The sequence below is a fragment of the Micromonospora sp. NPDC004336 genome (assembly GCF_053602615.1).
On record NZ_JBSGDY010000187.1, the window covers coordinates 1 to 10,689 of the forward strand.

Sequence of the window (10,689 nt, forward strand, 5' to 3'; positions counted from 1 at the left end):
GCCGACCGGCGCCCGGGGCGGGCGTCCCGCCGGCGGCGGCGGCAACCGTCCGGGCGGCGGCAAGCGGCGCTGACCGGGGCCGGGGACACCCGGTAGGAATCGGACCGACGGCGTCCTTCATGCTGTGCGAGCAGCATGGAGGACGCCGTCGTCGTGGAAGGGGAGCGGACTGCCGTGACGGAGACCCACAGCACCGGGGTACGGGGAGACAGCGGCCCGGAGGCCGCCGAGCTGGTGGCGAGCCGGGTGCTCGACGTGCCCGACTTTCCCAAGCCCGGTGTCATGTTCAAGGACCTGATGCCGCTGTTCGCCGACGGCGACGCGTTCCGCCAGGTGATCGACGGGATCGTCGCGTACCACGGGCGGGACTCGTTCGACGCCGTCGTCGGCATCGAGGCGCGCGGGTTCGTGGTCGCGGCGGCCATCGCGTACGCCACGGGCGTCGGCGTGGTGCCCGTGCGCAAGGCCGGGAAACTGCCCCGGCCGGCGTACTCGGCCTCCTACGCCCTGGAGTACGGCGAGGCCACCCTCGAGGTGCACGAGGACGCCTTCACGGCCGGGCACCGGGTGCTGGTGGTCGACGACGTGCTGGCCACCGGCGGTACCGCCCAGGCGACGCTGGACCTGGTGGAACGGGCCGGCGGCACCGTGGCGGGCTTCACCGTGCTGCTGGAGCTCGGCTTCCTCGGCGGGCGGGAGCGGCTGGCCCCGCGCCCGGTCCATGCCCTGCTGACCGTTTGAGTGCCCGGCCGCTGGACGGACCCGGCGCGGTCCGTCCGGCGGAGCGGCGGGGCACCGTGCGTGCGGGTAGCATTGCCCTTTGCTGACCGGGCGGAGACCCGTCCGGGCGGCGCGAGACCAGGCCGACCGGCGCACGGTCGGTGTATCCCCGGCGAGCGGTGAGGAGGCCGGTGTCCCACGATGTCGCCCCTCCGGTGGAGGGCACGGTGCACCCGACAGGCGACGCGGACGGCTCGGTGACCGCCCGCAACGGTGACGCGCCGGCCCAGGGCACGGGCTCCGGCAACGGCTCCGGTGTGACCGGGGCCCGGGGCAACGGTTCCGGTGTGACCGGGGCCCGGGGCAACGGCTCCGGCAACGGTTCCGGCGTGACCGGTCCGGCCGACGCCGCGCGCGCCGGCACGGCGAGCGGCCCGGCCGGTGGCGCGGGCGCGGCGACCGAGGGCGTCGTGCTCCCGTTCCCCGCCGACGGCGCCGGCGACCCCGCGCCCAGCGCCGGCTTCGCCCTGTCCAGCGCGCCCACCGGCCGCCGGGTGCGGGCCAGGCTGGCGCGGTTCAACGCGCCGTGGCAGTCCTCGCAGGTCAGCGAGGTGCTCGAGCCGCTGATCTCGACCCACCGGGACGCCCACCCCAAGGCCGACGCGCGGCTGCTCCAGCGCGCCTTCGACACGGCGGCCCGCTGGCACTCCGGGCAGTACCGCAAGTCCGGCGACCCCTACATCACCCACCCGCTCGCGGTGGCCACCATCCTGGCCAACCTGGGGATGGACACCACCACGCTGGTCGCGGCGCTGCTGCACGACACCATCGAGGACACGGAATACACCCTCGACCAGATGCGGGCCGACTTCGGCGGCGAGGTCGCGCTGCTCGTCGATGGGGTCACCAAGCTCGACAAGGTCAAGCTGGGCGACGCGGCCAAGGCTGAGACGATCCGCAAGATGGTCGTCGCGATGGCCAAGGACCCGCGGGTGCTGGTGATCAAGCTGGCCGACCGGCTGCACAACATGCGCACCCTCACCTTCCTGCCCCGTCCGAAGCAGGAGCAGAAGGCGAAGGAGACGCTGGAGATCCTGGCCCCGCTGGCCCACCGGCTGGGTATGAACACGATCAAGTGGGAGCTGGAGGATCTCGCCTTCGGCACGCTCTTCCCGAAGCGCTACGAGGAGATCAACCGCCTCATCGGGGAGCACCAGCCGCAGCGCGAGGCGCTGCTGCGCCAGGTCACCCAGAAGGTGCAGACCGACCTCAAGTCCGCCAAGATCAAGGCGGAGACGACCGGGCGGCCGAAGCACCTCTACTCGATCTACCAGAAGATGATCGTGCGGGGTCGCGACTTCAACGACATCTACGACCTGGTCGGGGTGCGGATCCTGGTCGACACGGTGCGCGACTGCTACGCCGCGCTGGGCGTCATCCACGCCAACTGGCAGCCGGTGCCGGGCCGGTTCAAGGACTACATCGCGATGCCCAAGTTCAACATGTACCAGTCGTTGCACACGACGGTCATCGGGCCCACCGGCAAGCCGGTGGAGATGCAGATCCGCACGTACGCGATGCACCGCACCGCCGAGTTCGGCATCGCCGCGCACTGGAAGTACAAGGAGCACAAGGGCACCCAGATCGTCGGCCCGCCGGCGCACATCGACGAGATGACGTGGCTGCGGCAGCTGCTGGACTGGCAGCGGGAGGCGGCCGACCCGAGCGAGTTCCTCGACGCGCTGCGCTTCGACCTCTCCAGCCAGGAGGTCTACGTCTTCACCCCGAAGGGTGACGTCATCCCGCTGCCGACGGGGTCGACGCCGGTGGACTTCGCGTACGCGGTGCACACCGAGGTCGGGCACAAGTGCATCGGGGCGCGGGTCAACGGCAAGCTGGTGCCGCTGGAGTCGACGCTCTCCAACGGTGACGTGATCGAGATCTTCACGTCGAAGTCGGACACGGCCGGCCCGACGCAGGACTGGCTGGGCTTCGTCAAGAGCCCGCGCGCCCGCACGAAGATCCGCCAGTACTTCAACAAGGAGCGGCGCGAGGAGGCGATCGAGGCCGGCAAGGACGCGATCGTCAAGGCGATGCGCAAGCAGGGCATGCCGCTGCAGCGGATGCTCACCTCCGACGCCCTGATGGCGATCGCCCGCGACCTGCACCTGGCCGACGTGGCCTCGCTCTACGCCGCCGTCGGCGACAGCCAGGTCTCCGCCCAGTCGGTGGTGCAGAAGCTGATGGCCGCGTACGGCGGCGAGGAGGGCGCGGCGGAGGACATCGCCGAGACCGCCGTCGCGACCCGGCCGCCGCGCAGCCGGCAGAGCAGCGCCGACCCGGGCGTGGTCGTGCGCGGGGTCAGCGACGTGTGGATCAAGCTGGCGCGCTGCTGCACCCCGGTCCCGCCGGATTCGGTGTTCGGCTTCGTCACCCGGTCCGGCGGGGTCAGCGTGCACCGGGACGACTGCGCCAACGCCGAGGACCTGCGGGCCCAGCAGGAGCGGGTCGTCGAGGTGAGCTGGAAGCTGACCTCCGCGTCGACGTTCCTGGTCGCCATCCAGGTCGAGGCCCTGGACCGGCACAAGCTGCTCGCCGACGTCACCCGGGTGCTCTCCGACGAGCGGGTCAACATCCTCTCCGCCACCGTCACCACCACCCGGGACCGGGTGGCGGTGAGCCGGTTCAGCTTCGAGATGGCCGACCCGAAGCACCTGGGCCACCTGCTGGCGGCGGTCCGCAAGGTCGACGGCGTCTTCGACGCCTACCGCGTAACCTCCGGCGCCTGACCCCCCTCCCACCCCCGACCCGCCGTCCCCGCGGCGCGGCGCGGCGCGGCGCGCGCTGTGCCCGCGCCCGCGCTGTGCCCGCGCCCGCGCTGTGCCCGCGCCCGCGCTGCCCGCGTCCGCGCCCGCGCTGCCCGCGTCCGCGCTGCGCCTGCCGCCTCCGCGATCTTGCACTTCCGTCCCCCGAGATGCGTGAGTTGCCCCTTATGCCGGGGCAGTAAGTGCAAGATCGACGGCGCCCCCGTGCCCGTGGCCGTGGCCGCGATCTTGCACTTTCGTCCCTCGGAATGCGTGGATTGCCCCTTGTGTCGGGGCAGTAAGTGCAAGATCGACGGCGGTGGCCGGGTTGGGGCCGGGGTGGTGGCGGTCGGCTTGGGGCGGCGTCGGCCGGGTCGGGGCGGAGGTGGCGGCGCGGGTGGCGGGTGGCGGCTGGGGAAAAGGAGAGCGCCCGCCGGGGGCCGGCGGGCGCTCGTCGTGCGGGGTGCGGGGTGAAGTGAGGGGTCAGCCCTGGGGGGCGCTCATGGTGAGCTTCTTGATGGTGACCTCCTTCTTCGGGTGACCACCACCGGCCTGCTGTGCGAACGCCTTGTCGTCGCCGGCCGTCGCGACCTGCTTGACGATGTCCATGCCACCGGTGATGGTGCCGAGGACGGTGTAGTTCGGGTCCAGCGGCGAGTCGCCGTAGACGATGAAGAACTGGCTGCCCGTGCTGCCCGGCTGGCCGGAGTTGGCCATGGCGATCACGCCCTCCGGGTACGGCGGACGCTTGTCGGTGGGCAGGTTCTCCTCGGCGAGGCGGTAGCTCGGGCCGCCGGTGCCGTCGGTCTGCCGCCAGCCCTTGCCGGTCGCGCTCGGGTCACCGCACTGGAGCACCTTGATGCCCTCGGTCACCAGCCGGTGGCACTTGCTGTTGTCGAAGAAGTTCTTCTCCGCCAGGTGGGTGAAGCTGCCGGCGGTGCAGGGCACGGCCGACCGGTCGACCTTGGCGGTGATCGGGCCGAGGTTGGTGTCGATCGTCATCGTCTGGGTGCCGGTGCTCGCCTGCTGCGCCGGCGGCAGCCCGACGTCCTTGACCTGCTTGGTGCGCTGGTCGGCGGGGATCTCGGTCCACGTGCACTGCACCTGGTCGGCCGCCGGCCCCGCGGTGTCGTTCTTGTCGTCGTCGCCGCCGAACGTGGTGGCGAGCCACACCGTGCCGGCGATGACGAGCACCAGCACCGACGCGGCGCCCACGATCGCCTGGGTCTGCCGGCGCTTGCGGGCCCTGGCCGCCCGCTCGGCCATCTCCTTCTCGAGCCGGGCGCGGGCCGCCGCGCGCTGCCGCTCTCTGGTGGACGTCACGCCTGGATCCTCCTGGGCTTCTCTGGGCGCGGTCGGTGCCGCTGAGGTTGGTGGGGCGGCCGGGTCAGCCGGCGCTGGGACTGGCCGCCGGGGCGCCTGACGCGGACGGCGTCGGCGCCGGGGACGACGTCACCTGCGCCACGGGCTCGCCGACGGTCAGGCTCTGGATGACCACGTCGTCGTCCTTGGGCTTGACCTTGGCCCCCGTACCATTGTCCACGGTCGGCTTGGCACCGATCTTCTCCACCACGTCGATCCCGCCGGTCACCCGGCCGATGACCGGGTACTTCGGCGTGGCGGTGGTGAAGTCCTCGAAGAAGATCAGGAACTGGCTGCCGTTCGCCCCCGGCGGGTTGGCGATCATCGCGACCGTGCCCTTCGGATAGGTCGCGGGCTGCCCCGGCGCCGGGCTCGCCGACGGGGCGGGGGTGGGGACGTTCTCGTCGTAGAACGAGTAGCTCGGCCCGCCCAGCCCGGTGCCGCTCGGGTCGCCGCACCGCACCGCCCCCTCGGCGGTGATCTCGTGGCACTTGGTGTTGTCGTAGAACGACCGGCTCGCCAGGTGGGCGATGCTCGCGGCGGCGCACGGGGCGCCGGCGAGGTCCAGCTCGACGGTGATCGGCGCGCCCTGGTTGGTGGTGACCGTCATCGGGCGTACGCCGGAGGTGGGCAGCCCTTCCGTGGCCGGGGTGCCGACGTCCTTGAGGTTGGTGTTGGCCGTGGCGTCCTGCGGGGTCCAGAGGCAGACGTCCTCCGTGGCCGTGTTTTCCTTCGGGTCGTCGTCGAAGGCGCCCAGCGCCCAGGCCGAGCCGACCACGACCAGCGCGAGGACGACAGCGACACCGACACCGGCCTGGATCTGCCGGCGGCGCTTGGCTGCTGCGGCCCGGCGCGCCAGCTGCCGGTCGAGCTTGGCGCGCGCCAGTTTGCGCTGCCGGTCCCTGCTGGAAGCCACCCGTGCTCCCCTTCCTCTACCCTGGTCGTCACCGGTGGTCGGGCGTCCCGCGCCCGCTCGGCGGCAGGTGCGCCACGCCACACGCCCGCCAGAGTGTACGGCTACCGGCTGGGAAAGTGGTGTACGAGGTCCAGGCTGGGTTCTATCGGGACGTGTCACTGTGACCGGCGAGGCCGGCGGGACGGACGCGCCGAACCCGGTCGCGTCGCCGGTTAGGCTGCTGGCAGGACGTGACGGCTCGACGAAAGGGGAGCGGACGTGCTCGTGGCCGGCTTTCCCGCGGACGCCTTCGGCACCAACTGCTACGTGGTCGCCACCGCACCGGGGGAGCAGTGCGTGGTGGTCGACCCCGGCATCGGGGTGCTCGACCGGCTCGACGCGCTGCTGGCCGAGCATCGGCTGCACCCGGCCGCCGTGCTGCTCACCCACGGCCACCTCGACCACACCTTCTCGGTCGCGCCCGTCTGCGGCGCCCGGGGGATCACCGCGTACGTGCACCCCGGTGACCGGGAGATGCTGGCCGACCCGGCGAAGGGGCTGTCGGCGGACCTCACCTCGCTCTTCGGCGGGCGGCTGCCGTACACCGAACCGGAGGACGTCGCCGAGCTGGCCGACGGCGCCACGCTCGCCCTCGCCGGCCTGGAGATCACCGTCGACCACGCCCCGGGCCATACCGGCGGGTCGGTGCTCTTCCGGCTGCCGGCTGCCGGCTCGCCCTGGGAGGCGGACCAGCTCTGCCTCTCCGGCGACGTCCTGTTCGCCGGCTCCATCGGCCGCACCGACCTGCCTGGCGGCAGCATGCCGGCGATGCTCGGCAGCCTGCGGGACAAGATCCTTCCGCTGTCGGACGACACCGTCGTGCTGCCCGGCCACGGCGCCGCGACCACCATCGGCCGGGAGCGCGCGACCAACCCGTACCTCATCGAGGTGGCGGGTGGCGCGCGACCGGCCGCCCCCGCCCGCGGCCTGTAGCCGGTCCGCGAGCCCGCGGCCGTGACCGACCGCGCCGAGTCTGCCCCGCGGCCGTGACCGGCCGCACCGAGCCTGCCCCTGCGGCCGTCGCCGGCCGCACCGAGCCTTCGCCCGCGCGGACCGCGCGGGTCTGCGAACGGAGCATCATGAGCAAGCCCACGCCCATCTCCGGCTTCCCGGAGTGGACGCCCGCCCAGCGGATGATCGAGCAGTACGTCCTCGACCGGATCCGCGACACCTTCGAGCTGTACGGCTTCGCCCCGCTGGAGACCCGCGCGGTGGAGCCACTGGACCAGCTGCTGCGCAAGGGGGAGACCTCCAAGGAGGTCTACCTGATCCGGCGCCTGCAGGCCGACGCCGACGGGCCGGCCGGCGACGACGCGCTCGGTCTGCACTTCGACCTGACCGTGCCGTTCGCCCGCTACGTGCTGGAGAACGCCGGCAAGCTCCAGTTCCCGTTCCGCCGCTACCAGATCCAGAAGGTGTGGCGGGGCGAGCGGCCGCAGGAGGGGCGCTACCGCGAGTTCCTCCAGGCCGACATCGACATCGTCGACCGCGACACGCTCGCGCCGCACCACGAGGCGGAGATGCCGCTGGTCATCGGCGACGCGCTGCGCTCGCTGCCGATCCCGCCGGTGCGCATCCAGGTCAACAACCGCAAGATCTGCGAGGGCTTCTACCGGGGCATCGGCCTGAGCGATCCCGAGGCGGCCCTGCGCGCGGTGGACAAGCTCGACAAGATCGGTCCGGCGAAGGTGGCCGAGCTGCTGGCGCAGACGGCGGGGGCGAGCGAGGCGCAGGCCAAGGCGTGCCTGGCGCTGGCGGAGATCTCCGCGCCGGACGCGTCCTTCGCCGACGCCGTACGCGCCCTGGGCGTCACCGACCCGCTGCTCGACGAGGGGATCGAGGAGCTGGTGCGGGTGGTGGAGACCGCCGCCGCGCACTCGCCGGGGCTCTGCGTGGCCGACCTGCGCATCGCCCGTGGCCTGGACTACTACACCGGCACCGTCTACGAGACGCAGATGATCGGCTACGAGCGGTTCGGCTCGATCTGCTCCGGCGGCCGGTACGACAACCTGGCCAGCTCCGGCGCCGCCCGGTTCCCGGGGGTGGGCATCTCCATCGGGGTGACCCGGCTGCTCGGGCTGCTCTTCGGCGCCGGCGCGCTGTCGGTGTCGCGGGACGTGCCGACCTGCGTCCTGGTCGCGGTCACCAGCGAGGAGCAGCGGCCGGCGAGCAACCGGGTGGCCGAGGCGCTGCGCTCGCGGGGCGTACCGACCGAGGTGTCGCCGAGCGCGGCCAAGTTCGGCAAGCAGATCCGCTACGCCGAGCGGCGGGGCATCCCGTACGTCTGGTTCCCCGGGGTCGACGGCGCCGCCGACGAGGTGAAGGACATCCGCTCGGGTGAGCAGGTGGCCGCGGCGGCGGGGGAGTGGACCCCGCCGCGGGCCGACCTCAGGCCGCTGGTCAGCTGAGACATTACTGGCGCGTACGGACGATCGGACCTACGGTGGCGTAAGTTACGCCACCGTAGGGAGATCGTCGTGACCGCACTCAGTCAGACCGCACTGCTCCTCGAACTCGAGCCCGTCGTCGAGAAGAACCTCGACCGGCACCTGGCCATGGCGAAGGAGTGGTTCCCGCACGAGTACGTGCCGTGGAGCGAGGGGCGCACCTTCGACGGTCCGCTGGGCGGCGAGGCGTGGGCGGAGACCGACTCCACGATCCCCGACGTGGCGCGCACGGCGCTCATCGTCAACCTGCTGACCGAGGACAACCTGCCCTCGTACCACCACGAGATCGCCACCCTGTTCGGCCGGGACGGCGCCTGGGGCACCTGGGTGCACCGGTGGACCGCCGAGGAGGGGCGGCACGGCACCGCCATCCGCGACTACCTGACCGTCACCCGGGCGGTGGACCCGGTGGCCCTGGAGCGGGCGCGGATGACGCACATGTCCGCCGGGTACGCCAACGTGCACGACGACGAGGTGCTGCACTCGCTGGCGTACGTCTCGTTCCAGGAGCTGGCGACCCGGATCTCGCACCGCAACACCGGCCGGGTCACCGGCGACCCCGCGTGCGAGGCGCTGCTCGCCCGGGTCGCGGCCGACGAGAACCTGCACATGGTCTTCTACCGCAACCTGCTGGCGGCGGCCTTCGAGCTGGCGCCGGGCCAGGCGATGCGGGCGGTCGCCGACGTGGTGGCCGACTTCCAGATGCCGGGCAACGGCATCGAGGGATTCGCCCGCAAGTCGGTGGCGATCGCCCTCGCCGGCATCTACGACCTGCGCCAGCACCGCGACGAGGTGCTCGTCCCGGTGCTGCGCCAGTGGGACGTGTTCAACGTGACCGGCCTGGACGCCGACGGCGAGGCCGCCCGCGACCAGATCGCGGCCCACCTCGACGACCTGGAGCGCGCGGCGTCCCGCTTCGAGGAGAAGCGCGCGGCCCGCGCCGCCCGCCTCGCCGCCCGCTAGACCGCCGTCTGTCGACGCCGCCCGCTAGACCGCCGCTTCGCCTCGCCGTCCGCTGAACCGTCCGCTGACACTGCTCGCTGACGCCGTCCGCTGACACCGCCCGTGGCCGCCGCCCGCCCGGCCCCGGGGACTCCGGGCGTGGTCGCCGCTGGCTCTCTCGACGACGACCCCGCCCGGAGCGTCTCACCCACCCTCCCCACCCTCCGCGCCGGGCGCGCCGCCCGCTTCCGCGATCTTGCACTTTCTGCCCGGTCAAAGGCCGCAAACTTCGCGTACCGAGGGCCGAAAGTGCAAGATCGACGAGGGCGAGGCGGGGGCGGGGGCGAGGTGCGGGGGTGGGGTGGGGGTCAGGTGGGTTGGTGGTCTAGGGGGAAGAGGAGGCAGGTCGAGGTGGCGTGGGCGACCAGGCGGGACTGCGCGTCCAGCAGCTTCGCCTCGGCCAGTGCCGTGCGGCGGCCGCGCTGCACGACCGTGCCCTCGCACCGCAGGGTGCCGCTGGCGACGGTGACCGGGCGGAGGAACTTCACGTTCAGGTCCAGCGACGTGTAGCCGATCCCGGCCGGCAGGGTGGTGTGCACCGCGCAGGCCGCCGCCGTGTCGAGCAGGGTGGAGATGACGCCGCCGTGCACGGTGCCGAGCGGGTTGTAGTGGAACTCCTGGGGCACCAGCTCGACGGCGACCCGCCCCTCGTCGGCCTCCATCCGCGACATGTCGACCAGGTGCATGATCGGCGGGGCCGCCAGCTCGCCGGCGATCATCGCGCGGAGCAGCTCCAGGCCGCCGCGCCGGCCGAGGTGCGCGGCGTTGATGCCCGGGTCGGACCACGAGAAGGTACGGCTGCGCGCCGCGTCCTGCGTCTGCGTCATGGACTCAGCCTGGCAGCGCGTTGCTGAGTCTGTCAATCAGACCTAGCCTGGAGCGCATGAGACCCGCGGCACTGGACTGGTCGGTCGAGAACTGCACCATCGCCCGGGCGATGGAGGTCCTCGGCGAGCGGTGGACCCTGGTCGTGCTGCGTGAGGTCTTCAACGGCGTCCGCCGCTTCGACGACATGCGGGTACGCACCGGCATTCCCCGGCAGGTGCTGACCAACCGGCTGGCGATGCTCGTGGAGCGGGGCGTGCTGCGCCGCGAGCCCTACCAGGAGCCGGGCAGCCGGGTGCGTCACGAGTACCGGCTCACCGCCATGGGGCTCGACCTCTGGCCGGTGCTCGTGGCCGTCCTCGGCTGGGGCGACCGCTACCTGGCCGACCCGGAGGGCTCGCCGCTGACGGCCGCGCACCGCGACTGCGGCGCCGAGGTGCGCGTCGCGCTGCGCTGCGACCGTGGGCACGAGCTGGCCGACCCGCGCGACGTCGTGCCGACGCCCGGCCCGGGCGCCCGCCGCAGGAGCGACTGAGCGCCCCGGCCCGGGCGGACGCGCCGAGCGGCGGCGTGG

9 protein-coding genes are annotated in these 10,689 nt (G+C 72.8%); 6 read left to right on the forward strand and 3 right to left on the reverse strand.

Going from position 1 to position 10,689, the window contains the following annotated elements; all coding sequences use genetic code 11:
- The first annotated feature begins 174 nt into the window (after positions 1 to 174).
- Both ACWENR_RS26570 and ACWENR_RS26575 read left to right on the forward strand, forming a co-directional pair.
- Positions 175 to 741: an adenine phosphoribosyltransferase gene (locus ACWENR_RS26570; protein WP_452279684.1), complete on the forward strand. Its 567-nt coding sequence runs from the start codon at positions 175 to 177 to the stop codon at positions 739 to 741.
- 170 nt (positions 742 to 911) lie between these two features.
- Positions 912 to 3,509, forward strand: coding sequence for a RelA/SpoT family protein (locus ACWENR_RS26575; protein WP_452279685.1), 2,598 nt, complete (start codon positions 912 to 914; stop codon positions 3,507 to 3,509).
- A 498-nt stretch (positions 3,510 to 4,007) separates the two neighbouring features.
- On the opposite strand, the gene ACWENR_RS26580 is transcribed toward ACWENR_RS26575, so the two are convergent.
- Positions 4,008 to 4,847, reverse strand: a complete 840-nt coding sequence (locus ACWENR_RS26580) for a peptidylprolyl isomerase (protein WP_452279686.1) — start codon at positions 4,845 to 4,847, stop codon at positions 4,008 to 4,010.
- 64 nt (positions 4,848 to 4,911) lie between these two features.
- Entirely contained in the window at positions 4,912 to 5,802 is an 891-nt protein-coding gene (locus ACWENR_RS26585) for a peptidylprolyl isomerase (protein ID WP_452279687.1), read from the reverse strand.
- Between the two features lie 258 nt (positions 5,803 to 6,060).
- Between ACWENR_RS26585 and ACWENR_RS26590 the strand changes: the two genes are divergently transcribed.
- From ACWENR_RS26590 to ACWENR_RS26600, 3 genes are all read left to right on the forward strand, one after another.
- A complete protein-coding gene (locus tag ACWENR_RS26590; protein ID WP_452279688.1) occupies positions 6,061 to 6,774 on the forward strand; it encodes an MBL fold metallo-hydrolase in 714 nt (237 codons plus the stop codon).
- Between the two features lie 146 nt (positions 6,775 to 6,920).
- Positions 6,921 to 8,249 carry a histidine--tRNA ligase gene (gene hisS, locus ACWENR_RS26595; RefSeq protein ID WP_452279689.1) on the forward strand — a complete coding sequence of 443 codons (1,329 nt, stop codon included), beginning with the start codon at positions 6,921 to 6,923 and terminating at the stop codon, positions 8,247 to 8,249.
- Positions 8,250 to 8,318: 69 nt separating this feature from the next.
- Entirely contained in the window at positions 8,319 to 9,251 is a 933-nt protein-coding gene (locus ACWENR_RS26600) for an acyl-ACP desaturase (RefSeq protein WP_452279690.1), read from the forward strand.
- 347 nt (positions 9,252 to 9,598) lie between these two features.
- Here ACWENR_RS26600 and ACWENR_RS26605 read toward each other — a convergent pair whose 3' ends face one another.
- Entirely contained in the window at positions 9,599 to 10,117 is a 519-nt protein-coding gene (locus tag ACWENR_RS26605; RefSeq protein ID WP_452279691.1) for a PaaI family thioesterase, read from the reverse strand.
- A 56-nt stretch (positions 10,118 to 10,173) separates the two neighbouring features.
- Here ACWENR_RS26605 and ACWENR_RS26610 point away from each other — a divergent pair, with 56 nt between their 5' ends.
- Complete coding sequence (locus ACWENR_RS26610; RefSeq protein WP_452279692.1) at positions 10,174 to 10,650, forward strand: winged helix-turn-helix transcriptional regulator; 477 nt, start codon at positions 10,174 to 10,176, stop codon at positions 10,648 to 10,650.
- Positions 10,651 to 10,689 lie beyond the last annotated feature (39 nt).